Source organism: Butyrivibrio sp. INlla16 (assembly GCF_900104155.1).
Classification (GTDB): domain Bacteria; phylum Bacillota; class Clostridia; order Lachnospirales; family Lachnospiraceae; genus Butyrivibrio.
Map to the genome: position 1 here is coordinate 84,228 of NZ_FMYB01000001.1, position 25,640 is coordinate 109,867.

A 25,640-nucleotide genomic window follows, 5' to 3' on the forward strand; every position below is an offset into this window, starting at 1 on the left:
CTTTTTAAAACATTTTATACCTTCTGAAACCTCAGCGGCAATTCCAATCCGTGGTCTTCCAAAAGCTTCTTATCTCTTAGTATATCATCTGTTTTTCCGTCTGCCTCTATCCTGCCATCATATAGCAAAACCACCCGCTCGCAGGTATCCATTATGAAATCAAGATCGTGGGATGCAATTATTTTAAGGCATGAAAGCTCGTTCAAAACACCTATGAGATTGCGTCTGTTCCTTGGATCAAGAGCGATTGAAGGCTCATCCATAAGTATTATATCAGGTTCCATCGAAAGAATCGTAGCTATTGCGGAGAGCTTTTTCTCACCTCCGGAGAGCTTGAAGTTCTGCTTTTTTCTAAGTTCCTCGATATGCACCTTTTGAAGTGCCTCGGTCACTCTCTTTTCAACTTCATCCTTGGAGAGCCCATAGTTTCTTGGTCCGAAGGCCACATCCTCTTCGACAGTTGATAAAAATAGCTGGCTGTCGGAATCCTGAAAAACGTAGCCTATATGCTCCCTTATATGGTTTAAATTCTTGTTGTTTACAGGATGTCCCGCCACCTCAAGTTTCCCGTCATAATCAAGGTACAGTCCCACAAGAAGCTTTAATAATGTGGACTTTCCGATTCCGTTCGCGCCGATAAGTCCGATACTCTCTCCTTCGGATGCATGAAAATTGATATCAAACAATACCTGGGCATTCTTTTCATAGGAAAAGTTCAGGTTTTCAATTGTAAGTAGTTCGCCGTGTACTCCGGTTTGCATATAGGTCCCCTCATCCGCCCTTCGGGCACCTTCCCCCTGTGGGGGAAGGCTTTATTATTCATCATATTTTAATTATATTTCTTATAAATACAAATATCGCGATCCAGGCGATTGTGTATATTATATCAAAAGGCCTTGCCTTTATTTCTTCCATGTCAAAATTCCCTTTGAAGCCTCTAAGGAGCATACTCTCATAAACAACACCTGCTCTGTCCATACTTCTTATCAGCCACATTCCAACGAGGGTTCCCCAGGCCGAGTAGTGGATTCCCTTCTGGCGCGGTGCTCTGAGCTTATAGGCGGTGGCAATTCTGTCTGCCTCTTCGCCCATTATGAAAAAATATCTCTCAATCAGAAGAATTACAATGACTATAATCTTTGGAACATGTATCAGTCTCAGCGCATGACACAGTTTTTCAATGGATGTCGTAGCAATCAGTATATATGCGGCAAGCACTGCATAAAAACCCTTCAGCATAAGCGTGATCATTGAGATAACTCCGCCGCTTATACCAATCTCACCCACATAAAACAATATATCTCTGTCAAAAAACGGATTGAGAATTCCAACGAAAAGTACAAGCGGCAAAATAAGTCTCATGCGATAAATTCCCATTCTAAGGGACAACTCACCGACTATAAATCCGAAAGCAGGATATACAGCCATCAAAATAAGTGGTGCCAGGGCATATTTGTCAAAGGATACCACAGTAAAAATGTACATAACGGAAATAAGCAGCTTCCCCAGAGGATGAAGGTCATTCATCCAGTGGGAACGCTGCCATAACTCCTGTATCTTTTGAAATTCACGTAATCTTTTTTCTATTGAATCCATTAAATATTTCCGACAGGTTTATCCTTCTTAAAGAACTTAAATGCGTAGCATGCACCGATCAGGATGACAACCACTACCAAAGCTCCCACTATTCCGGAAAAGCTTGTACCGACAGCTGCTTCGCTGTTCTTGAACGCATAATCGGGAAGTAGTGATGTTGCTGTCTGGATGCTGTCTGCAACCTCATAAGCACCGCCTGCTGCTTCAAGCTCTGCTGTTCCCGCAACCTTCTCCATAGACCACTCGAGTCCATCCGGAAAAGCTGAAGCGAAAAGTGAAACAATACCGCCGCAGATAGCTGCAATAACGCCAAGAACCACAATAGTATTCTTAAGTGAAAGTTTTCCTTCCTTTGCCTTGCTCTCATCTCCAACTCCCCAGAGAAGCTCAGGTCTTGCCTCATTTACAAAAATAAGTACTGCTGCTGTAATAAGGCCCTCAACAGCTCCGATTGCAAGGTGAATCGGCTGCATGGTAGCAACAAATACCGAGAACGGAAGCTCTGTGATTCCTGAAGCCAGGGTTTCAAGAGTAACTGAAAAAGCTCCCATCTGAAGTGTCAAAACGCAGCCAAGTATTGAAGCTAAAAGTATTTTACCTCTGGTTGCTCCTTTTTTCATAATGGTCTTCCATATCAAAAGGGCACCTACAAAACACCCGTAAAAGGCCATATTCCATACATTACACCCCAAGGCTAGCAGACCTCCGTCCGCAAACAGCAGACATTGTACCAAAAGGACTCCAATCATGGTAAGGAATCCTGCGTAAGGACCAAGAAGAGCCGAAAGCATCATGCCTCCGCAAAGATGTCCCGATGAACCTGTACCCGGAATGGTAAAGTTGAGCATCTGTGTTGCAAAAACAAATGCACCCATAACACCCATTACAGGGATTTTTTTAGGATCATTCTCCTCTTTAACCTGCTTGATTGAGTAAGCTGCCGCTCCTGTTGATAGTACATACATAGTGCCTGCTACTGCAGGTGAAACCAAAGCATCCGCCATGTGCATAGTAAAAAATCCTCCTGATTTGTTGAAAATACGTGGCAAAAAGCTCTTCAAAACTTTGAATTTTCTTTTTGCTCAAGAAGAATTATAGCTTTACAGGCAGAAGTCGCAAGCCCCCCAGGGGGTTATTTTCCGCCAAAAATCCGTATTTTTTATGTATCGTTATATTTTACAAGATATATTATGGAATACGATAAACAGAAAAGTTGCAATCATATTTAAGAGTATATTTTACATTATTAGTTTAGTTTATGATTTTATTATAATTAGTTCAGACTTTGGTTATAAATCTTATGCTTCTTTTAGGCTATGTACATACTTTAGACAAACATTAAAGGTATTATACAAGTATCAGAAGTGAGAACTTCTGACTCCCCCAACAAAACTTTTTTCATACCAGAGCTGTCAGATTCCCCATCTGACAGCTCCTCCTCCATTAATGGGGGATTTTTTTATTTTCGCCTTTTGTTCTTAGGATTGGATCCCCTCATCCGGCGCTTCGCGCCACCTGTCTCCGCTCCGCTCCGGTCCGCGCTGGACCGACGTCCCCCGGACGTCGAGCGCCCCTCAGGAGAAGGCGTAGACTTTGTTTTTCTCTTCTCAACAGATGTTTTAGGCAAAGGCTTGCGGGGCGGAATAAGGAACTGCGGTCCGAAGCCGATAAGGTCCTCTCTGTGCTCGCGAAGAAGCGCTTCCTTAACAAGATCGTAATTCTCAGGTCTTCTAAACTGAATGAGTGCTCTCTGCATCGCTTTTTCATGCGGATCTCTTGCCACATACACACTCTCCATAGTAAGCGGATCAAGACCTGTGTAGTACATGCAGGTAGAAACCGTGCCGGGCGTGGGATAAAAATCCTGAACCTGTTCGGGGCTGAGCTTATGCTTGCAAAGATACTCAGCAAGAGCTATGGCATCCTTCAGGGTGCTTCCCGGATGCGATGACATCAGGTAAGGCACTGCATACTGCTGCATTCCAAGTTGCTTGTTTACTCTATCGAATTTTTCAATAAAACGATCATAGACCTTAACGCCGGGTTTACCCATCTTACTTAGAACATTATCGGAGATGTGCTCAGGAGCCACTCTCAGCTGCCCGCTGATGTGGTGCTTACATAGCTCCCGTAAAAATGTATCATCCTTATCCGCAAGCAGATAATCGAATCTTATTCCCGACCTTACAAAGACCTTCTTAACACCGGGCAGCGCACGGAGCTTCTTCAAAATGCTGAGGTAATCCTTGTGGTCCACATCCATGTTTTTGCATACCTCCGGATGAAGGCATTTCTTATTCGGACATGCTCCGAGCTTCATCTGCTTTTTGCAGGCAGGTTTTCTGAACTGAGCCGTGGGGCCTCCGACGTCATGGATATAGCCCTTGAAGTCCTTTTCTTCAAGGAAAAGCTTGGCCTCTTTAATGATGGACTCATGACTTCTAGCCTGAACTATTCTCCCCTGATGGAAAGTAAGGGCGCAGAAATTGCACTCCCCAAAACATCCTCTGTTGGAGGTAATGGAATATTTTATCTCATCAAAGGCAGGCACGCCTCCCACAGCGTCGTATACGGGGTGCCAGGCCCTCATATAATCTCTCTCATAGACATCATCAAACTCCTGCTGTGTAAGCGGTCTTGCAGGGGGATTTTGCACCACAAAAAGGCTGCCATCATAGGTTTCATACAGTCGTTTACCGTTAAAGGGATCCGTATTTTTATACTGTATGCTAAAGCTTTCGGCATACTTCCTTTTATCTGATTTAATCTCTTCAAACGACGGAAGCTTAATCGCATCGTATATGTCTTCCTCGTTTCTGGTCTTATAAACAGTGCCGTTTATGAAGGAAACATCAGCGATATTCATGCCTGAAGCCAGGGCATCCGCTATCTCGACTATGCTTACTTCGCCCATTCCATAGGATATAATATCAGCCCCGGAATCAAGCAAAATAGAGCGCCTTACCTTATTCGACCAGTAATCGTAGTGTCCTAGTCTTCTAAGGCTTCCCTCAATACCGCCCACGATTATGGGCTCATGCTTATAAACTTTTCTAATGAGATTACAGTATACGATAGTCGCATAATCGGGACGAAGTCCCATCTTGCCGCCCGGACTGTAGGCATCAGTCTTTCTGCGCTTTCCTGCAACTGTGTAATGGTTCACCATGGAATCCATATTACCGGCAGAGACCAGAAATCCGAGTCTGGGCGTTCCGAGAACCGTTATGCTGTTTTCATCCCTGAAATCGGGCTGACAAATAAGGCCCACGCTGTAACCGTGAGCCTCTAATGTTCTTGTTATGATGGCGGCACCAAAACTTGAATGGTCTACGTAGGCATCGCCGCATACATAGACGAAGTCAAGCTGATCTATACCGCGCTCTTTCATGTCTTCTTTGCTGATTGGAGGAAATTGATTCATTCTTACCTCTTTTATGCGTTCGCTTCGTTCATCTCTTTTAAGAGTTTGTCTGCATATACAAGCTTAACACATACTGTGAAGATCTCCATTGCTGTGCGAAGATCCGCAAGTGAAGGATATGTAGGAGCAATACGAATGTTGCTGTCCTTGGGATCCTTCTTATAGGGGAAAGTTGCACCGGCGCCTGTCATGGTAACTCCGGCCTTCTTAGCTCTGTCTACAATAGCCTTAGCACAGCCCTCAGGTGCATCAAAGCTGATAAAATATCCTCCCTTGGGTCTTGTCCAATCACCGATCTTATACGGAGCCAGATCTCTGTCGAGAATCTCAAGAACTGCTTCGAACTTAGGTCTTATGATCTCGGCATGTTTTTTCATATGTTCCTTCATGCCCTCGATGTCGCCGAAGAATCTCACATGACGGAGCTGGTTAACCTTATCGTGTCCGATGGTCTGGTTTGAAAGCTGAGCCTTGATCTCCTCAAGGTTATTGAGAGATGTTGCAAGAGCAGCAATTCCGCTTCCGGGGAATGTGATCTTGGAAGTTGATGAAAACTTGTAAACCATATCGGGACTTCCGGCCTTCTTACACTCTTCAAGAATCTCAATCAGATAATCCTGATCATCATCATAAAGATGGTGAATACCATATGCATTATCCCAGAAAATTCTGAAGTCTCTTGCAGCGGGGCGAAGTCTTGCAAATCTTCTAACTGTCTCATCGGAATATGAATATCCCTGAGGATTGGAATACTTCGGAACGCACCAGATTCCCTTTATTGATTCATCCTCGGAAACAAGCTTCTCTACCATGTCCATATCCGGTCCTTCGGGTGTCATGGGAACCGGAACATTCTCTATTCCGAAATACTCTGTAATTGCGAAATGTCTGTCATATCCCGGTACAGGGCAAAGGAACTTAACCTTATCAAGCTTACACCAGGGAGTATTGCCCATGATTCCGTGGGTATACGCTCTTGAAACTGTATCATACATTACATTAAGTGATGAATTGCCGTAGATAATGATATTTTCAGGCTTATTCTCCATCATAGCTCCGATGAGGACCTTAGCCTCATGTATGCCGTCAAGCACTCCGTAATTACGGCAGTCTGTTCCGTCTTCACAGGAAAGATCAGCGCCGGAATTAAGCGCGTCCATCATTCCCATGGAAATATCAAGCTGCTCGTGGCAGGGCTTACCTCTCGCCATGTTGAGGGTCAGATCCATGGCCTGGTATCTCTTGTACTCTGCTCGCATGTTGGCAAGCTCGCGTTCAAGCTCTTCTTTATTCATCTCCTTGTAATCTTTAATCATAACTGTAGGCTCCTTACTTCGATTTAAACTCTAAAGATTATACAACAAATATAAATAAATAGGAAGAAAATAAAAAAGCTGCTGCATTTTTATGCAACAGTTAGAGTCCCTCATCCGGCGCTGCGCGCCACCTTCCCCCAAAGGGGGGAAAGGCACTATAGACTATTAACACTAAAAATATAATCAAATTGGATCAATCAAATCTCTGTACCACTTGAGTGCATCCGTGTAAGCTTTGTAGGTCGCATCCATGTCGATTTCTTCGGTAATCATTAGACGTGAAACCTCCTGCCAGGAAGCATTCTCATATTCGAACATGAACTGTAATACAGGCCACAGCTCACCGGTATGTCTAAGGAGAGCATCCTCAATCTTCTTGGATACATGCACCAGCTTAAGTGACTGTTCCATAGTCTGGTCAAGCATGACATCAAGAAGTGAAAACAGTCCGGCTAGGAAGAGCTCAGGTGCAAGGCCTTTTTGCTTAAAACACTCGGCAAGGTTTTCGGCAAATTTCGCTCTCACCATGGAGATACGTGTAATCTCACTTGGCTTGTCGGAGCAAAGTTCCTTCGTTACCGCTGTATTAATCCATCTCTTCAGTTCTTTTTGTCCAAGCATTGCAGCCGCATGTCTTACGGAAGTAATCTCAGAATTAAGGCTCATGTGGTTAACCATTTCCAACATAGAAATGACAAGAGCGGCATCCTTTCCGATTACATCAGCAGCAGCCTGGAGATCAAAATCAGGATTGTTGACAACATTCAAAAGCTCAATATATGTAACCTTCAAAGGAGCTACGGTCTTCTCTGATTCTTCTACCGGAAGTCTGAAAAAAATACCTTCATACAGATCATAGGCCCCGTCTGAAGTAAGTCTGTCGTAGTCCTCCTTAGTATCCACGCCAACTGCGCAAAGCTTAATGTCCGGATATGCTCTTGTAAAATAAATCTTCGCACTTCTGATATTCACCTTGCGATGGTCAAGAAGAATATAATCGCACATCTCCAGAATCGGCTTATAGGTCTCAAACTGATTACCTGCAAGCTTCCTTATCGCAATTTTGTAACCCTGTCCGCGAAGATCCCACAGCCTTGACAGATAAGGCTCCTCTGGAAGCACCGAAGTATCCAGAAGAAGAACTATTATGTTCTTAGGTGCTCTGCACTGTTCCTCTATATTGGCAAATAGTGAAATATTGTTGATCTCAACGAAGACTTCCTTACCTCCTGAAAGGACATTTGTTCCAACGCTGTCCACAATGTCAAGACCTACAATGTTGACAACGTTATCCAAGAACCCGGTCCCCATCAGATAAGGATTCATCAGATGATTATCTCTCTGCGCAAATACAGAATAGGCACAGACTTTCATTTCATCATCAAACAAAGGAATCAATGAAGCAAGCATTTCAATACTCCTTTCAAAGTTCGCGTACATTTGTCTGTCAATTTATTATATCATTACGAAAAAACATACACAATTGTTTCGTTTATTAAATATGTATGAAAAAAAACAGCCCCTAAGGCTGTTTTGAAATAATCCCGAGAATGCCGGTTCCGGTTATTTGACTCCTAGCTAACGCCAGGTGGGTTACCGCAGCCCTTTTCGCTGTCTTCCTCTCCCATAGCTTGTCTGCACATGTGCAGGGCCGGAGGCGTGACATTGGAAAATGCAATCTAAGTGTCCCGTTTAAAGTAAATGTAGGTTCAAATTACACCGGAGTTGTCGAGCATCCCAGGCGAGCACTTGGCTCGAAACGCTGATCTGCGTCAGCTTCTAATTACATTATAAACCTACACCCCGCTAAATCAATAGATTTTACCTAAAAAATTATTAATTTAATATGAAGAAAAGCGCATGAAATCTACACTTCACGCGCTTTTTTATGAAATAATTATTTAATCGGTCTGGTCTGTTTTTTAAGCCATTCTTTTATCTCATTCTCTTCGATAAGAGGTGAGATTGTATCATAAACCAGTTTCTGATATTCATTGATTGCATCAATCTCGCGAGGCTGCAGATACTTTTTATCAATGGCATCAGGGTCGAGAGGTACATAGGTAAGATGACGGAATTCAAGGAACTGTCCGTCACTATTCTTCTCACCGTATACAACCTCAAGGATATTCTCGATGCGGATTCCATGCTTACCCTCGATATATACGCCGGGCTCATCCGACATGATCATACCTACCTTAAGCGGTGCTTCATCCTCTGAAGATCTGGACTTCCATCTTATGCTGTGAGGACCCTCGTGGACATTAAGCATATATCCGATTCCGTGACCTGTCCCGCACTTGTAATCGATTCCGATATTCCAAAGGGGCTGTCTTGCAAGAATATCAAGGTTTCTACCGTTGCAGCCTTCAAGGAAATGTGCATTGGCGAGCTGAAGCATTCCCACTGCGGTAAGTGTATAGTGCTTTTTCTCCTCATCGGACATGGGACCGAGAACTATGGTTCTTGTTACATCAGTTGTTCCGCCCATGTAGGTCGCTCCTGAATCAACAAGCAGGAAATCCTCAGGCTTAAGCTCTGCATTGGACTGCGCTGTTGCTTCATAGTGCATCATAGCAGCATTATCCTTATAGGCACTGATTGTCGGGAATGAAAGTTCAATGAATCCCGGAATCTGAGATCTCATCTCATCCAGATGCATTGCTGCAGTATATTCGTTTAATGTGCCGTTTTTAACTTCATTTTTAACCCAGTAAATGAACTTCGTAAGAACAGCGGAATCCTTTATGTAAACTTCCCTGATGTTCTTTATCTCAGTCTCATTTTTGCATGCCTTCATCATCTCGGTAGGATCGTAGATGTTCTTGATGTTGGCGCCGCTGCTCTCTGAATTATCTTTTATCGTTCTGTAAACCGAATAGCTTACATTTCTCTCATCATAGAGTGTTAAGCCTTCATACTCATATTCATCAAGCCAGTTTATTATCCTGTCATAGGAAATAATCTCGATTCCGTTATTGGCACAGTAAGCGCGGACCTCATCATTTAATTCTTCAATCTGTACAAACATGCTTACAGACTTTTTAGTGATGAACAGGTAACTGAGAATAACGGGATTACATTCCACATCATTTCCGCGAAGATTCGTAAGCCAGCAAATATCGTCAAGTTTGCAGAGAAGATATGCGTTTGCTTTCTCCTCTTCCATAACTTTTCTGATATCGGCAAGCTTGTCCGCAAAGGACTTGCCACAGAGTTCATCCGACAAAACATATATAGGATTGCAGGGAAGAGCAGGTCTTTCACTCCAGACTTCTCCGGCAAGATCCTTGTCGAACTTTATCTTTACCTGGTTCTTTTTTAGCTTCTTTTCATAAGCAAGTCCCTCTCTTGCAGGAACCACTTTTCCGTCAAAACCTAGAACCTGTCCGTTCTTCATATTCTCAGAGAGGTATTCTGAAATTGTGGGAACGCCTTCCTCTCCCATCTTATAAAGAGTAACTCCTGTACCCTCCATCTCTCTCTCGGCCTGAATAAAATATCTTCCGTCAGTCCACATTCCGGCCCAGTCGGCGGATACCACGAGAGTTCCGTTTGAGCCTGTAAAGCCACAGAAATACTCACGTGCTTTGAAAAAATCGGCTGAGTATTCCGAGTTATGGTAGTCGGAAGTCGGCATCAGATAATAGTCAATGCCGTTTGCTGCCATTTTTTCTCTAAGGGCGGATAATCTGCCCATTATTAAATCATTCATCTTATTTTTTGCCTCCAAAAAATCCCCTCATCCGGCGCTTCGCGCCACCTTCCCCCTAGGGGGAAGGCATTTTATCTTTCTTCCATAGGGATATAGTCTTTATAGTCGCTTACTGCCATATAAGCAGGGCGAATAATCTTGCTGTTGTTAGCAAGCTCTTCCATCCTGTGCGCACTCCAGCCGACGATACGCGCAATCGCAAACATCGGTGTAAAGAGTTCCTCAGGAAGCTCGAGCATCTTGTAAACAAAACCTGAGTAAAAGTCGACATTTATACTTACGCCCTTGTACATCTTGCGCTCTGCGCTTATAACCTCAGGGGCAAGTCTCTCAACAGCTTCATAGAGGGCAAGCTCTTTTTCCATGCCTTTCTCCTTAGCAAGCTGTACAGTGTACTCCTTAAGGAGCACTGCTCTCGGATCGGACTTTGAGTAGATAGCATGTCCTACACCGTAGATAAGTCCTGCTTTATCAAAGGCCTCCTTGTGAAGAAGTTTCTTCAAATACTCCTTGACTTCTTCCTCATCGGACCAGTCTTTAAGCTCTTTTTCCATCTGCTCAAACATGTGAATAACCTTGATGTTCGCGCCGCCGTGACGGGGGCCTTTAAGTGAACCGATAGCCGCAGCAATAACGGAATAAGTATCTGTCATGGATGAGCTCACAACGTGAGTCGTAAAGGACGAGTTGTTACCACCACCGTGCTCCATATGAAGGATCAGGCAGATATCTAATAGTCTCGCCTCAAGCTCAGTATACTTACTGTCCGGACGAAGCAGATACAAAATATGCTCAGCCGTAGACAGTTCTGCCTTCGGCGGATGTATAAAAAGGCTCTTCCCTTCATGATAATGGTTATAAGCCTGGTATCCGTAAATAGCAAGGAGCGGGAACAGACTTATCATCTGAAGACTCTGCCTGAGTACATTGGGCATAGAAACGTCGTCAGCATGATCGTCATAGGAATATAGCGTAAGTACACTCCTTGAAAGGGTATTCATCATATCACGGCTGGGTGCCTTCATGATGATGTCTCTTACAAAGCCTGTGGGCAGAGATCTGTAAAAGCCCAGAAGCTCAGTAAAGCCCTGGAGTTCATCCTTATTTGGAAGTTTTCCGAATAAAAGAAGATACGCTGCTTCCTCAAATCCGTACTTTGTCTTGCTTGCTGTTCCGTGAACAATCTCTTTAACATTTATTCCGCGGTAGTACAGTTCACCGTCTGCCGGTACTCTCTCTCCGTTTACCTCTTTTGTTGCATTAATGGTGGATATATTGGTAAGACCTGTCAGTACGCCCTTACCGTTTAAGTCACGAAGTCCCCTTTTTACATCAAATTTAGTGAAAAGTTCAGGATCTATCTGATCGGCGGTCTCAACAATCTGCGCGAGACCGGATAACTGTGGTGCGTTATCTGTGTAAATGTTTGTCTCGTTATGACTAATTCCCATACAACCTCCTATTTCATCCCCTCATCCGGCAGCGAAGCTGCCGGATGAGGGGTTACATTCAACGCAAGAACTCTCTCACTGCATCAGCCAATGCATCCTTCGCCACAACCTTATCATGTCTAACCTTAGCGTCGCGAATGCTGGTAACTGCTTCAGGAATCTCTACCCCTGAAACCTCAGAGAGCTTGTCTGCAAGCTGGAAGTCATCAAGACTTGCATCATCTTTTCCGAGCGCCTGCATAACGCTTCTGGTGAACTTGTAAGGACTTGCGGTAGATGCGATAACCGTAACAGTCTTATCGCCCGTATCCTTTACATATCTGTCGTAGACACTTGAAGCAACTGCTGTATGTGTATCGATAAGATATCCTGTGTTGTCAAAAAGATTCTTTATTGCGGAAGCTGTCTCCTCCTCTGTGGCAAATCCGCCGTAGAAGCAGTCAAGCTCCTTTCTCATAGAATCTGTAATCTCGTATTTTCCGTTCTCAGAAAGTTCCTTCATGTAGGAAGCATCTGCATTTGCATCGTCACCTGCGATATGATAGATAAGTCTCTCAAGATTGGATGAGATGAGGATGTCCATTGAAGGTGAGCTTGTGAGCACGAACTCACGGTTTCTGTCATACTCTCCGGTCTTGAAGAAATCGTATAAAACCTTGTTAGAGTTTGATGCGCAGATAAAGGTCTTGATCGGAAGTCCCATCTTACTTGCATAATATGCAGCGAGGATGTTACCGAAGTTACCTGTGGGAACTACTACATTTATCTGATCTCCCTCTGCGATTCTGCCCTCCTTAAGGAGTCTTGTATATGCATAAACATAATATACGATCTGAGGAACAAGTCTTCCGATATTGATTGAGTTAGCTGATGAAAACTGGAAGCCCTTCTCATCAAGTTCCTTAGCAAAATCAGGATCTGTGAATATCTTCTTAACGCCTGTCTGAGCATCGTCGAAGTTACCCTCGATTCCGATTACGCAGGTGTTGTCTCCCTCCTGAGTTACCATCTGCTTTTCCTGGATAGGTGATACGCCGTTCTTGGGATAGAATACGCAGATTCTTGTTCCGGGAACATTCGCAAAGCCTGCAAGTGCAGCTTTTCCTGTATCTCCGCTGGTAGCTGTAAGAATAACGATCTCATTCTTGATCTGATTCTTCTTGGCAGCTGTGGTCATAAGATAAGGCAGAATAGAAAGTGCCATATCCTTAAATGCAATGGTTTTTCCATGATAGAGCTCAAGATAAAATGCTCCGTCAGCCTCTGTAATGGGTGCCATCTCGGGTGTATCGAATTTGGAGTCATAGGCATGTTCAATACAGTAGCGAAGCTCTTCCTCAGTAAAATCGGACAGTAAAAGCTTCATAACCTGATAAGCGGTCTCGCGGTAATCCATCTCCTTAAGCTCTGAGAGACTCTTATCAAACTTCGGAATGCTGTCGGGAACAAAAAGTCCTCCATCCGAAGCAAGCCCCTGCAGAATAGCCTGTGAAGCTGTTACCTTCTTCTTATCACCTCTGGTACTTGAATACATAACGTTCATGTTGCCACGCTCCTTTGTTTTTCTTATTTTCTAAGTGCTGTCTAATATGATAGAATAATGAAAAGACGACTCTACACTGATGAGTGTTTGAACGATTTTCTTATGACATTACTTTGAGTACAAAGTATACCACAAAACTGCATATAAATACACAACTGAATTTAAGCTTATGGGGGTAAACTTAAATGACTGGTAAGGTTACGGGGGTGTATGAAACAAGTTTGAAGGACGGGACGAAATCCTACAGAGCGTCCATCACCTTCAGGGGGAAGCACATAGCATTGGGGTCCTTTGCCGATAAGAAGACCGCGGGGAAGGTCTACGATCAGGCTGCAGCCGTACTTTCTGACAGCAGCTGCACAATCGACTCCTATAAAAAGGGGCAGCCTCTGCCTTTTGAAAAGTTTGTGGTTCTTATCAACTTCAGAGACAAAGGGCTTTATATTCCTACGCCCATCTATCTTGAGAAAAAGTACTTTTTCTACTATCTCTCACCGAGCCACACACTTATTTTTGATATTGACGATCTCTTCTATTATTCATCGCATAAGATAATGAAGAGAGGTTCACATCTTTTCGTGGCTGACTATGGCTCCCAGATCAGTATCCTAAGCCGCTACGGGATCCGAAGTTATGCGGTTGAGGGGCGTGACTACCGCTTTGCCAACGGCAACTCCAATGACCTTCGATATGAAAATATCGAGATCCTTAATCGCTACCACGGCGTAAGGCAGTACGCTGAGCGCGGATTTTTGAAGTATAAGGTTGTGATTCATGTAAACGGAAATTTTGTGGTAGGAAAATACAATACCGAGAATGAAGCTGCCATCGCCTATAATAAGGCAGCCGATATTTTGAAGAAAAACGGTTACGATAAAAATTATATGCTTAATTATATAGAGGATCTGTCTGCATCCGAATATGCAACACTCTATACCAGCATCCGCATTTCGCCCAAGATCATGAAGCTCTCTTCTCCTTCCGGTAAACCAGAGCGCATGGCCATGGATGCATAAATAATCTTCGAAGGATCATATATTTTATGCAATCACATACATTAAAAATGCAAAACAAAATGTCAGTAAATACCCGCAATTACCTGCGGGTATTGTTTATGTTCATATGCTTTTTTACCGGCTCTATGCTCTCAGGCTGCAACAAGGTCCCGAATGATGAGGCAAGTCAGAAAGTAGGCTTTTTCTTTGATACCGTGATAACTCTTACCGCCTACAACAAGGACTTTGTATCAGAGGATTCCTCTTTTTTCACAAGAAACACAGATGCAGAAAAAAACTGCGACGAATTTCTATCTGAATGTCTTACCGAGTGCTCCAGATATGAGAATCTGTTTTCGAACAAAAAGGAAGGAAGCGATGTCTGGAATATCAACCATGCCGGCGGCAGCGCCGTAGTTGTTGGCAAAGATACCTATGAGCTCATAGAAAAAGCGCTTGAATATGCCGAGCTCTCCGAGGGAGCTTTTGATCCTACGATCGGAACCGTTACTGATCTTTGGAATTTTCATGCAGATTCCGACAAGGCAGTTCCGGAATCTCCTATCATGTCTGCTGCTCTTTTTCATGTAGATTATAAAAATGTCGAATTAAATGAAGACGATGGGGAGTACACTGTCCGCCTCCTTGATAAAGGAGCCGAGCTTGATCTTGGCGGAATAGCCAAGGGATATATCGCTGATAAATTAAAGCAGTTTTATTTGGAAAGAGGCATAAACAGCGGGATCATAAATCTTGGCGGAAATGTGCTTTTGATTGGCCAAAAGCCGAATAAATCAGGTGGTTTCACAGACTTTACCACAGGCGTCCAGAGACCCTTTGGCGATGAAAATGATCCCATAACAACTCTTTCTCTTTCAGACAAATCCGTTGTAACCTCCGGAATTTACGACCGCTATTTTGAAAAAGACGGCGAACTCTATCATCATATTCTGGATTCCAAAACCGGTTTTCCGATAAAAAATAATCTGTACAGTGTTACTATAATATCTGACTCTTCAGCTGACGGTGATGCTCTCTCAACTATTTGCTATATTTACGGCATAGAAAAGGGGATGAAGCTCATTGAGTCCATCCCCGATACCTACGTAATGTTCATTACGGATAATTATGAAGTTGTAACCTCAGAAGGTTTTCCCACTGATTAAAGCATAAGATTCATCATGTTGCTCTTTTGCTGCTCATCATCCTGCTGCTTCTTCTGCATCTGCAGACGATATGCATCCAGTGTCTGGTTCTTCTTAAGCTCTGTAACCTCCTGGGCAATGTCGGTATCAGCTATTGAGCTCTGAGCACTTAAGAGGTTCTCTCTTGCAATGTTGCTGTAGCTTACATTGTGCTCAAATCCGTTTGTTACTGCACCAACCTCGCCTCTTGCATTGCTTACATTCGCAATTGCTGCATCAATGGAATCGAGATCGTTAACATCAAGCTTATCAAGTCCCAGTGATTTCATCTGGGATGAGTCAAGCTGCTGGCCGATTCCCTGCATCAGCTGTGAATTTGCATTTGCAATATCGCTCCTGTCGCTTGCTGAAAGTGTTCCGTTCTGAGCATATACTGCGTTCTCACGAATGCTCTGAAGATAATCGGTAACACCATCCAGTACGCCATCCTTAATGTTCAGCTGGCCAATGTTCTCCAGTCCGTTCCTGGCCTGAACCTTCATGGTTCTCTGCTCTTTCTCCATCTTCTCATTGATAGCGAGTCCGGCAGCATCATCAGCAGCACTCTGTAACTTCTTACCGCTAGCTATCTTGCCGTATTGAGAGTAGTTGGAATAACTATTATTGCTTATGCCTCCTATCATATGTGCGCTCCTTTCTTTCCTCCGTGAAAAAGGATAAATCCATTTTTGCGCCGCAGCCTCATCTCCGGTCCCCACCATTAACTGACTGCTCGTCACACCATCTGCAGAGTGATAATGTGATTAGGATCCTTCCCAATACTCCGCCACTCAGGGTAGAGTAACCTATAGTTATATAATAGAATAACATTTTGCTGTGTTTTTGTAAATAGTATTTATTATGTGATTATTCATAAAAATATATAGTCATTTTAGGTGATATCCCCCTCATCCGTCTGCGAAGCAATACATTTACCTTAATGATACACAATCTGTCCAGCCCACGTTTCCGTTATCAGCCTGTCCGACCTCATCATCGGTTGCATCCGGGAAGCAGAGATCTACCACAGCCTGGGGAAGTCCCTTTTCATTGAAGAGGAGTGTAGATAATGACCTTGTTTCATTGCTGCCCTCAATATCTGTGCTGAAGCTAATATTCGCAAACTTCTCACGGTCATAGGTGAAGCCTCTCCACTTTTCATTTACATCACCTGTAGCTCCATAAAGTGATTCCGGTACGGTGTATTTGAGAACATCATTTATCTCATTTGTATTCTCACTGGTCCAATACTCATCATGACCGTATTCACCGTCTTCTGTATAAATTGTCACACCCACTGTAGCCTTAACAATCTTATCCTGTCCATCCTTCCAATCGGTGGAAATTCCGTTCTTTTTGAGGAACTCTCCTGTCTTTGTAAAGGACGGGAATATGAAGAAATTATATAAATAATTACTGTCATACGGATTATCGGTATTCTTTAAACCTGAAATTTCTATGCTTGCAAGCTCCTTTGTCAAATCGTCAAAGGTCTGATTCATCACGTCTTCTCTGTAAGCCTCAAGGAATTCTTTCATTTTTGCAGAGCCTATATTCTCTTCAAAATAACCTGAAAGTGTTTCATAGCCAATCTTATCGATCTCGTTTGGCTCCATAGTCAAAGCAGGGAATTTCCCGTATTTATACTCATCACTATTGTAGATAGCTTTGTAAGCATTCACCAGTTCATCGGTATCAATATCAACATAGTATGTTCTTCTGATCTTTTTACCGTTTTTCATGTTCCACTGAACATTTATTATTGTGTTATAGGCTGTTTTCCCGTCCTCTCGAATCACAGCAAGTTCACTCTGGCCATACCGATCACCTCGATAAGCTACTCTGTGGTTATTCTTGGCATTTATGGCTCCCTGTTTTGTCAGCTTTTCAACATTTTCCATGTCCTTAAGCTTCATGTTTCGGAAAATGAACTCGGAATCACTTGTCCCCCAGTCGTAATATAAATTATCCTCGGGATTATCCATTGTTCTGTACATTGGGCAGTGAAGATTTGCAAATACCAGGTAATCATCGATTGCAACGCTCTCAACTTTGTCAGGCATAGGCTGCCAGCTCTCATAGCCAAAGATATCAAACACAAGCGCCAACAGTAAAACCGCAGCAATTCCCGTGCCAACAAAGAATGAACCAAAGTGCTTAAAGCTTGCCTTAAAATCAAATTCATATATTGTCTCAATTACAAAGTGCACCACAATAAGGCCGCATACCATTCCGAAGATAAAGCTTCCAAGACTTCTGGTATCACCGATGTAAAACATTGTTATTCCGCCGCCAAGAGAAGCTACCACAAGCATAACAACCTTAATAACAGGCTTTGTAATATCAAAGGCCATCGCTTTTCCTGCAGCCTCAGCATGTCTCTTTGTGATCAGAAACCTAGAAAGGCCGTACCCTGCCACTGCAATAAGAATTGTTAATATACATGGTACTATTGCACGGCCAAAGCGGAATGCTATCTCATACTGTCCGTCCCCACGAAGTGCATTCACAAGATCAGTCGACAGTGTTATGGGTGAGCCCTTAAATAAGCCTGATCTGGGTACGTCAGATGCATAACTTCCAAAAAAGGTTCCCATCAGTGCTTCTTTCAAAGTGGCCACAACAGGACCAAGGAAGAAGAATACTCCGCAGCCAAGAGCCGCAATCACAACATGTCCTGTAAGAACTGCGGCGAGCACGCACACCTCGTAAAACATAATATAAACAAGTATTACTATCAGAGCAGATGCTGCATAAAGGGGAAGCGTTTTTGCCTCAACATAGCCTCTTGAAAGCCCCATAAATACTGTTATTATGTGGCAGATAATATAAGGCACCGCAAACACTATAATTCCCATGAGATTGGCAACATCAAAGAGCTTAGTTCTTTTGACCGGAAGCGAATAATAAAGATCCGTCTGCCTGGAGTCAAAGAGGTAACTGTAGCCCTGGAGCGCAATTAGCAGAGAAAGCCCAAGAAGAATTAAGAAAATCGCAACATTCTGCATTCCACCGACTTCGTAATAGAATGCTCCTCTCACATCATAAATTGTTGTTCGCCCATCGATAATTCTTTCTTTGTAGCGTCCTATCATCAGAACCGCCAGAACTATCTGTGCAAAAAAGTTTGCCGAAATTGAAAGTGCGATGGGCCAGAGCCTTCTTTTGGAATTTTCCTTAAGCAGATCAGCAAATAATCTTTTTGATGTCATATCCCTCTACCCCCGTTTCGCTTATAAATATCTCCTCAAGAGACAGCGGAAGAATTTCCATAAAAACAGGACTCTCCGCTCTTAAAGCGTCGTTTATTTCATCCTCCTGACCTCTGATAGTCATTGTAACGAGTTTTCCCCGTTCCTCCGTAGTGAGAATACACAACCTCTCTTCTATCCTCTTTCTGCTGACGTCATCCCTGAATACGCACTGCAGCTTATGTACATCCGCCTTAGCATCATCAAGGTTTTTGGATAAAAGTATTCCTCCCTTGTGAAGAAGTCCTACTGTATCGCAGATATCCTCCAATTCTCTGAGGTTGTGGGATGCGATAATAGGTGTGAATTTTCTCGAAGCCATGTCTCCCATGAAAAGACTCTTAACCGCCTGTCTCATCACAGGATCAAGACCATCGAAGGTCTCATCGCAGTACAAATATCTGGTATTTGCTGCGATACCAAGTATAATTGAAAGCTGCTTTTTCATTCCTTTTGAAAAAGTCTTTATTTTTCTGTTTTTATCAAGTCCAAAGTTACCCATGAGAGTATCAAATCTCTTCATATCATATTCGGGATAGATGCAGCCGTAGAAAAAGGCCATCTCCTTCGGTGTTGTATTGGGAAAGAAAGCGGTGTCATCCGAAATATAGAAAAGATCCTTTTTTACCTCCGGATTCTCATAAACAGGTCTTCCGTCAATTATTATAGAACCTGTATCCGGCTTAAGAATTCCTGCCGCCAATCTTAAAAATGTACTCTTACCTGCGCCGTTTGTCCCCACAAGTCCGAAGACCTGCCCGTCGTCTATGGTAAGATCAATACCGGCAATCGCCTGTATATCATCAAAGCTTTTGGATAAATTACTTACCTGAATCATACACTTCCTCCTGTTTTTTCATTTCTTTGTCCTCACATTCCTGTGAGGTTCCACTCCGAAAAAAGTGGTGCTAAGTGGTCATTTTCTTACTGACTCTGTCGATTAGTTCTGCAGAAGTCATACCGATCTTTGCGGCCTTATCAACAACTGCGTCAAGCTGATCCAGTATCTCCCGCTTCTTCGCAGGAAGTACTTCGTCTGCCGATGCTGCGAATCTCCCCCTTCCCGTGACAGAGTAGCATAGCCCTCTCTGCTCCAGAGCATCATATGCCTTCTGAATCGTGTTGGGATTGATGGAAAGATCCATGGCTAGCGAACGAACAGACGGCAGCGCTTCATCAGCACTTATCACGCCGCAAAGGATCAGCTCTTCAATTTTCCCTGAAATCTGCTCGTACAGAGGTCTTTTGTCTCTGTAATCAATCTCTATCAGCATGTCATCCTCCTGTTTGGTGCGTACTATTGTAACTAGTACACTTAGGATAATAGTTTATTTAGTAGAGTTTGTCAAGCGCTCCCCTCATCCGGCGCTGCGCGCCACCTTCCCCCTGGGGGAAGGCGATGTTCAACGCAATAAAAAAGCCTTCCCCCTTTGGGGGAAGGTGTGTTCAACGCAATAAAAAAGCCTTCCCCCTTTGGGGGAAGGTGGTGCGCAGCGCCGGATGAGGGGCTACCTGTCCTTAAACCAATCTCTCACAGCCATGAGCACGAAGCCCAATTCATTCTTGGCCTGAAAATCGGATTCTTCTTTATGCCAGTTCTGCGGTGGAATAAGAAGTTCCCCGCTCTCGGACAGCAGTTCTTCTTTCGATAAACCTGCTCCGTAGATATCATCCGTGGGGCTTGCTTCTATCAGCACAGCATCACCTGTAGATAGTAGTACATCGGCAAAGTCCTTATCGGAAAGGAACTTCCCGATATTACCGTTAAAGATAATTTCGCGGTTGCAGCTTCTCCATACAGCCTCATCAAAATTTGAGATTTCTCTGCCAAGCTTTTTGCAGATGGCAGGATCCTCTTCGCTCATGATCTTACTGTAAGTATCGAAATCATTAAAAAGCAGGGCCTTTTCAGACATCATATACTGCTCAGCAGAACTATACTTTCTACCGTTTATATAGATTGTTTTTCCTTTATACCACTGAGAAAGCTGGCAGTATTCACTGGTTTTTTCAGCAAGAAAGAAACATACGTAAGTATGGTCATTACCGTTTGCAACCTCGTCTATCAGCCAGTCGATATGATATTTATTGTAAGGAGCACCGGGCAAAGAAGGAGAAACCGTTGGGACGGGCAATTCTATACCCGGCACTTCGCTCATCGAAGTAGTTTCTACAGCTTCATTTTCTGCAGCTTCATCTGTATTCCCCGTTTCATTAGCGCCATCTTCACTCCCGGGCTCGATGTCTGCGACTTTTTCTTTAGCCTTTTTTGCGCTCTTTTTCTTTGGCTCCGCCTTTTTCTTAGGTTCTGATTTCTTGGGCGCAGCTTCCTTAGCGGCCTCGGAATAAGTATTAAAACTCAAATCATCAGGAACAACAAAGCTGATATCATCAAAGGCGTCCGGATTTTCGGCAACGAAATCAGAGACTGTAGCTATAGCAAGCTTTGCAGCCTTATCAACGGGATAACCATATTCACCTGTAGAAATGGAAGGAAATGCGATTTTGCGAATGCCATTTTCGAGGGCGATTTTCAAAGCGCTGACATAGCAGGAGGAAAGAAGCTCCTCCTCGCCTGCTGTACCGCCCATCCATACAGGACCTACGGAGTGAATTATGAAATCACATGGAAGGTTATAACCAAGCGTAAGTTTGGAATCACCGGTTTCACAGCCGTTTAACCTGCGGCATTCCGTTTTCAGCTGAGGTCCGGCAGCTCTGTGAATCATTCCGTCGAGACCGCCTCCACCCAGAAGAGAATTATTAGCCGGATTAACGATTGCTCCAAAACCTGTAACTTTTGTGATATCACCTTGCAAAACGTGAATCATGATGTCCCCCTTTAGGTCTTGTATGTATAGAATTAGGGATTAACCCTGGAATCCAACTGCTTTGTTGATTGCATCCTGTGCAATTGCATAGTTTACGATGCCGAGACCAACAATCTGAAGAATGATAAACAGAACAGCAGAGCTTCCGTTCGGAGTATTCTTGATCTGATCAGTCTTCTCACCCATCTTGTAAGCCCAGTACCATCCGTAAATACCACAGGTAACAAAAGTAAGCAGGAATGCAATTACACCTGATGTCTCATGGCTGCGCCCGCTGAGCTGATTGGACTCATCTGTAAGAACAATAAACCAGTAAATACTGTAAATACCACAGGTAACAATTGAAAGAACGATTGCAAGAGCAATGCTTCTTCCGCTAATTCCGCCTCCGTAGTAGGGCGCGGGCTGATTAGGCTGAAAGCTGTTGTAACCGCCTGAATTCTGGGGATCAAAGCCAACAGGCTGATCATTCTGAGGTATAAAACCGCTATTCTGATCATTCATTGAACCCATGCCCGCATTCTGATTAACCTCGGGACCTGCACCCTGACCCGGATTCGGAACTCCGAGAGGCGCGCCGCAATTGGTACAGAATTTGGAGCTATCGGGATTTTCTGCTCCACAATTAGTACAAAACATATCTGACTCCTCCTAAATATAGTTGTTTGAATTACCTGCTTATTATATCACAATATAGTGTATAATTATGCTAAAAGGGGGAAAAAATTATGCCGATTTTAGGAGCTTTCATGGTACCTCATCCGCCTATTATCCTACCCGAAGTAGGTGATGGCGAGGAGAAAAAGATTTCCGAAGTAACAGCAGCTTATGAGAAGGTAGCTGACGAAATTGCAAGCCTCAAACCTGATACTATCGTTATCTCCAGTCCTCACAGCATCATGTATGCGGATTATTTTCATATTTCTCCCGGGAAAACTGCTTATGGGGATATGGCTCGTTTTAATGCTGAGCAGGTAAGCTTTGACGCCGAGTATGATGAAGAACTTGTAAGCACCATCTGCCGGATTGCTGAAAAGGGCGGCATGGACGCATCTGACAAGGCTAACGACTCAGATAGCGAAGGTCAAGGCGGTCTGGCTCTGCATGAATTTCCTGCAGGCACTATGGGTGAGCGCGACCCTTCCCTGGATCATGGAACAATCATTCCGCTTTATTTCATATGTAAAAAATATACTGATTTCAAGCTGGTTAGAATTGGACTCTCCGGCCTTCCTCTGGCACTCCATTACCAGATGGGGCAGATTATTCAGAAAGCTGTAAACGAAACCGGAAGACGTATAGTCTATGTTGCAAGCGGTGATCTCTCTCATAAGATGAAAGAAGAAGGCCCCTACGGTTTTGCTCCGGAAGGGCCGCAGTACGACGAGCGTATAATGGACGTCTGTGGCAGCGGCAACTTCAAGCGTCTGTTTGAATTTGAAGACAGTTTTTGTGAAAAAGCTGCTGAATGCGGACACAAATCCTTTGTAATGATGGCGGGTGCGCTTGATGGTCTCTCCGTAAAGGCCGAGGCTCTTGTCCACGCTGCAACCTTTGGAGTAGGCTACGGAATCTGCCGTTTTGAGGTAGGCGGTCCTGATGAGAACAGGCATTTTCTTGATATATGGAGAGATGAAAAGTTAGATGAACTAAGAGAGAGGCAAAAGGATGAAGATCCTTATGTAAAGCTTGCCAGATTTTCATTGGAAAACTACGTCAACGCAGGGAAAACCTTGCATGTAAAGGACGTTATGGATATGGGTCTGCCCAGGGAAATGTATAAAAACCAGGCGGGCACTTTCGTCTCGATACATAAAAACGGTGCTCTTCGAGGGTGCATAGGTACTATCTCACCTACCTGTGGCTGCATAGCGGAGGAAATCCTGCAAAATGCCATAAGCGCAGGAACTAACGATCCGAGATTCCCGATGATAACGCCGGATGAACTCCCCTGGCTTGAGATAAGCGTGGATGTTCTTGATGAGCCGGAGCCCATATCATCACCGGACGAACTTGATGTTAAGCGCTACGGAGTAATAGTTCGAAGCGGATATAAGCGCGGTCTTCTCCTTCCTAATCTCGATGGAGTTGACAGTGTAATACAGCAGATAAATATTGCCTGCCAGAAGGCGGGGATCCCCAAAGGGGAAGAAATTAGTCTCGAACGATTTGAAGTCGTAAGGCATGAATAATTATAATATAAAAAAGCTTATCCATCCGGTTCTGTTTTTCTGATGGATAAGCTTTTATGTCTTTATCTTTTTTCTTATTTATTGTCTGTAATGCTATCTATCCCATTCTTCATGGCTTTGGATACCTTGTTGTCCATCTCAGAGTTTATCTGTGTACTTAGCATGTCCATGATCCTGCTACTGCCCTTGGAGAAATTCATGGCCGAGTGGCGATCCATGGACTGCTTTTTTCTGTCCTCTTTGTGATTCATATCATAGCTCTGCCTCATTGTATTATTCAGAGTACGCATAGCCTGGAGTGAATCATAGACATCGGAAAACTCTTTTCCCACCTTCTCTTTAGCTTCGTCAGCTTTTGAAAAAGAACTGGAAATAGCATCTACAGCGCTCTTTTTGTTGCCTTTTCCAAGGCTGTAAATGCCATCGGAAGAAAGCAGTGATCCACTGCCCGAAAGTCCTGTCTTATCAAGATATAAATCTGTCAGTCTTCCCATAGAAGAGGATAAATCGTAACTCATAATATGCCCTCAGTTTAATAGTCATGTATACTTCCGCTATATATATCGGCATATTGCGGCAAAAAATAAACTGACTAATCCTTAGGAAGTTCTGTCGGTATTCTGCTGTAGGTCTCTGCCATCAGTCTTATGCTTCTCGCAAGATCCTCCGACAGATAGTTTGGCAAAAGTCTCCACATCCAGTTGCCGTCCGCCGTCCCTGGCGTGTTGATTCTCGCTTCTTTCCCTTTGCAGAGATAATCCACAAGAGGAACTATGCACAGATCAGCCACCGATCTGTAGGCTTCTCTTATAATATCCCAGACAAGAGCACCATAATTCGTATGCAACGAATTGATATATCTTCTGGTAAAATCGCGCTCTCCGTCCGATATCTCCTGAACCCATGCAAAGGTCGGAGTATTATCGTGAGTCCCGGTATATACCACGCTGTTTCTTGTATGCCTGTGATTTACATAAATACTGTCCCAGCTTGTAAAACCATATTGCAGGACCTTCATTCCGGGGAATCCCGAATCCTCAAGGAGCTTTATATTCTCCTCTGTAGTGGTACCGAGGTCCTCTGCGATCATATCAAGCTTACCGAGCTGTTTCTCCAGCGCCTTAAAAAGATCCATTCCGGGGCCTTTCATCTGCTTTCCGCCCCTTGCATCCTTATCGCCGTAAGGGACCTCATAGTATTCAGCAAAGCCATGGAAATGATCGATTCTGATGACATCAAACCATTCGTAATTGCGCTCTATTCTCTTTACCCACCAGGAATAGTCGTTCTTTTTAAGATAGTCCCAGTCGTAAACAGGGTTACCCCAGAGCTGGCCATCCTTTGAGAAAGCATCCGGAGGACATCCGGCAACCGCCTTAGGAACAAGATCCTTATCCATTTGGAAAACCTCGGGGTGCGACCAGCTGTCAGCACTGTCCATAGCAACATAGAACGGAAGGTCACCGATAATCTTAACCTTGTGTTCAAGGGCATATTTATGAAGCTTTTTCCACTGTTCATCAAATTTAAACTGCTCAAAGCAGATAAATTCTATCTCGTCCTTAAATTCGCCTCTTGCCTTATCAAGAGCCTTGGGATCTCGTTTTCTTATATCCTCAGGCCAGTCAAGCCATGATTTTCCATCCTGAGCAGCCTTTATCGAAACATAAAGCGCATAATCCTCAAGCCAGTATTCATGCGCTTTCCTATATTCCTTAAAGGCCTTCATATCACCTTTTTTGAGGAAATTCTCATAGGCTTTTTTGAGAATTAATGGTCTGTTTTCATAAAGCTTTCCGTAATCGACTTTTTCCTGATCACTTCCAAAATCGATACCGTTAATATCGTCCCAGGTCAAAAGGCCTTCCTCTATAAGCTTCTCCGGTGAAATAAAATAAGGATTGCCCGCAAAGGCTGAAATGGGCTGATACGGCGAGTTCCCAAAACTTGTCGGTCCTATAGGAAGAATCTGCCAGAAGCCCTGATAAGACTTTTCAAGAAAGTCCACAAAATCATAGGCTTCTCTTGAAAAACACCCAATACCAAACTTAGACGCCAGCGAAAATACCGGCATCAGAATTCCGCTTTCTCTGCTCATAATTCTCACTCCCCTCAAAACTTATACAGCTATTGTAGCATAAA

Annotated in this window: 20 protein-coding genes, 1 other RNA gene and 1 pseudogene; 3 read left to right on the forward strand and 19 right to left on the reverse strand. The window is 43.7% G+C overall.

Features of this window, described 5'->3' with window-relative positions:
- Positions 1–14: 14 nt before the first annotated feature.
- The 10 genes from BLR42_RS00325 to thrC all read right to left on the reverse strand — a co-directional run bounded on the left by BLR42_RS00325 (position 15) and on the right by thrC (position 13,045).
- Entirely contained in the window at positions 15–761 is a 747-nt protein-coding gene (locus BLR42_RS00325) for an energy-coupling factor ABC transporter ATP-binding protein (protein WP_091865558.1), read from the reverse strand.
- Positions 762–822: 61 nt separating this feature from the next.
- Complete coding sequence (gene cbiQ, locus BLR42_RS00330; protein ID WP_091865561.1) at positions 823–1,596, reverse strand: cobalt ECF transporter T component CbiQ; 774 nt, start codon at positions 1,594–1,596, stop codon at positions 823–825.
- Positions 1,596–2,606, reverse strand: coding sequence for an energy-coupling factor ABC transporter permease (locus tag BLR42_RS00335; protein WP_091865564.1), 1,011 nt, complete (start codon positions 2,604–2,606; stop codon positions 1,596–1,598). Before BLR42_RS00335 ends, cbiQ begins: the two co-directional genes overlap by 1 nt.
- 449 nt (positions 2,607–3,055) lie before the next feature.
- Complete coding sequence (locus tag BLR42_RS00340) at positions 3,056–5,020, reverse strand: YgiQ family radical SAM protein (protein WP_091865567.1); 1,965 nt, start codon at positions 5,018–5,020, stop codon at positions 3,056–3,058.
- Between the two features lie 11 nt (positions 5,021–5,031).
- A complete protein-coding gene (locus BLR42_RS00345; RefSeq protein WP_026498512.1) occupies positions 5,032–6,333 on the reverse strand; it encodes an aspartate aminotransferase type Ic in 1,302 nt (433 codons plus the stop codon).
- A 186-nt stretch (positions 6,334–6,519) separates the two neighbouring features.
- Entirely contained in the window at positions 6,520–7,746 is a 1,227-nt protein-coding gene (locus tag BLR42_RS00350) for an EAL and HDOD domain-containing protein (RefSeq protein WP_022760542.1), read from the reverse strand.
- Between the two features lie 127 nt (positions 7,747–7,873).
- Positions 7,874–8,083, reverse strand: a non-coding RNA gene (gene ssrS / locus BLR42_RS00355) — 6S RNA.
- Between the two features lie 150 nt (positions 8,084–8,233).
- Positions 8,234–10,051, reverse strand: a complete 1,818-nt coding sequence (locus BLR42_RS00360) for an aminopeptidase P family protein (RefSeq protein ID WP_091865862.1) — start codon at positions 10,049–10,051, stop codon at positions 8,234–8,236.
- Positions 10,052–10,122: 71 nt separating this feature from the next.
- Positions 10,123–11,502, reverse strand: coding sequence for a citrate/2-methylcitrate synthase (locus BLR42_RS00365; RefSeq protein WP_091865569.1), 1,380 nt, complete (start codon positions 11,500–11,502; stop codon positions 10,123–10,125).
- 58 nt (positions 11,503–11,560) lie between these two features.
- Positions 11,561–13,045, reverse strand: coding sequence for a threonine synthase (gene thrC / locus BLR42_RS00370; RefSeq protein WP_091865572.1), 1,485 nt, complete (start codon positions 13,043–13,045; stop codon positions 11,561–11,563).
- A 185-nt stretch (positions 13,046–13,230) separates the two neighbouring features.
- Between thrC and BLR42_RS00375 the strand changes: the two genes are divergently transcribed.
- Together BLR42_RS00375 and BLR42_RS00380 are read left to right on the forward strand one after the other, a co-directional pair.
- Positions 13,231–14,061, forward strand: a complete 831-nt coding sequence (locus tag BLR42_RS00375) for a hypothetical protein (protein WP_091865575.1) — start codon at positions 13,231–13,233, stop codon at positions 14,059–14,061.
- Positions 14,062–14,159: 98 nt separating this feature from the next.
- The gene (locus BLR42_RS00380; RefSeq protein ID WP_242879145.1) at positions 14,160–15,206 is read left to right on the forward strand and encodes an FAD:protein FMN transferase; all 1,047 of its coding nucleotides are present in this window, start codon (positions 14,160–14,162) and stop codon (positions 15,204–15,206) included.
- On the opposite strand, the gene BLR42_RS00385 is transcribed toward BLR42_RS00380, so the two are convergent.
- The 7 genes and pseudogenes from BLR42_RS00385 to BLR42_RS00410 form a co-directional block, all read right to left on the reverse strand.
- Positions 15,203–15,868, reverse strand: a complete 666-nt coding sequence (locus BLR42_RS00385; RefSeq protein ID WP_170832577.1) for a flagellin — start codon at positions 15,866–15,868, stop codon at positions 15,203–15,205. The genes BLR42_RS00380 and BLR42_RS00385 overlap by 4 nt on opposite strands.
- 288 nt (positions 15,869–16,156) lie before the next feature.
- On the reverse strand, positions 16,157–18,436 hold the full coding sequence (locus BLR42_RS00390) for a DUF6449 domain-containing protein (RefSeq protein WP_091865584.1): 2,280 nt from the start codon (positions 18,434–18,436) through the stop codon (positions 16,157–16,159).
- Positions 18,411–19,313: an ABC transporter ATP-binding protein gene (locus BLR42_RS00395; protein WP_026498503.1), complete on the reverse strand. Its 903-nt coding sequence runs from the start codon at positions 19,311–19,313 to the stop codon at positions 18,411–18,413. Before BLR42_RS00395 ends, BLR42_RS00390 begins: the two co-directional genes overlap by 26 nt.
- 70 nt (positions 19,314–19,383) lie before the next feature.
- Entirely contained in the window at positions 19,384–19,749 is a 366-nt protein-coding gene (locus BLR42_RS00400) for a GntR family transcriptional regulator (protein ID WP_242879146.1), read from the reverse strand.
- Positions 19,750–19,983: 234 nt separating this feature from the next.
- On the reverse strand, positions 19,984–20,634 hold the full coding sequence (locus tag BLR42_RS24040; protein ID WP_242879151.1) for an NADAR family protein: 651 nt from the start codon (positions 20,632–20,634) through the stop codon (positions 19,984–19,986).
- A 168-nt stretch (positions 20,635–20,802) separates the two neighbouring features.
- Positions 20,803–21,306, reverse strand: a pseudogene (locus BLR42_RS24045) (macro domain-containing protein); the annotation flags it as partial.
- Positions 21,307–21,345: 39 nt separating this feature from the next.
- Positions 21,346–21,945 (reverse strand): DUF4234 domain-containing protein, encoded by a 600-nt coding sequence (locus BLR42_RS00410; RefSeq protein ID WP_091865590.1) that lies wholly within the window; start codon positions 21,943–21,945, stop codon positions 21,346–21,348.
- A gap of 89 nt (positions 21,946–22,034) precedes the next feature.
- Between BLR42_RS00410 and amrA the strand changes: the two genes are divergently transcribed.
- Positions 22,035–23,498, forward strand: coding sequence for an AmmeMemoRadiSam system protein A (amrA, locus tag BLR42_RS00415; RefSeq protein WP_091865593.1), 1,464 nt, complete (start codon positions 22,035–22,037; stop codon positions 23,496–23,498).
- A gap of 74 nt (positions 23,499–23,572) precedes the next feature.
- Here amrA and BLR42_RS00420 read toward each other — a convergent pair whose 3' ends face one another.
- Together BLR42_RS00420 and malQ are read right to left on the reverse strand one after the other, a co-directional pair.
- Positions 23,573–24,016, reverse strand: coding sequence for a hypothetical protein (locus tag BLR42_RS00420; protein ID WP_091865597.1), 444 nt, complete (start codon positions 24,014–24,016; stop codon positions 23,573–23,575).
- 74 nt (positions 24,017–24,090) lie between these two features.
- The gene (gene malQ, locus BLR42_RS00425) at positions 24,091–25,596 is read right to left on the reverse strand and encodes a 4-alpha-glucanotransferase (protein WP_091865600.1); all 1,506 of its coding nucleotides are present in this window, start codon (positions 25,594–25,596) and stop codon (positions 24,091–24,093) included.
- Positions 25,597–25,640 lie beyond the last annotated feature (44 nt).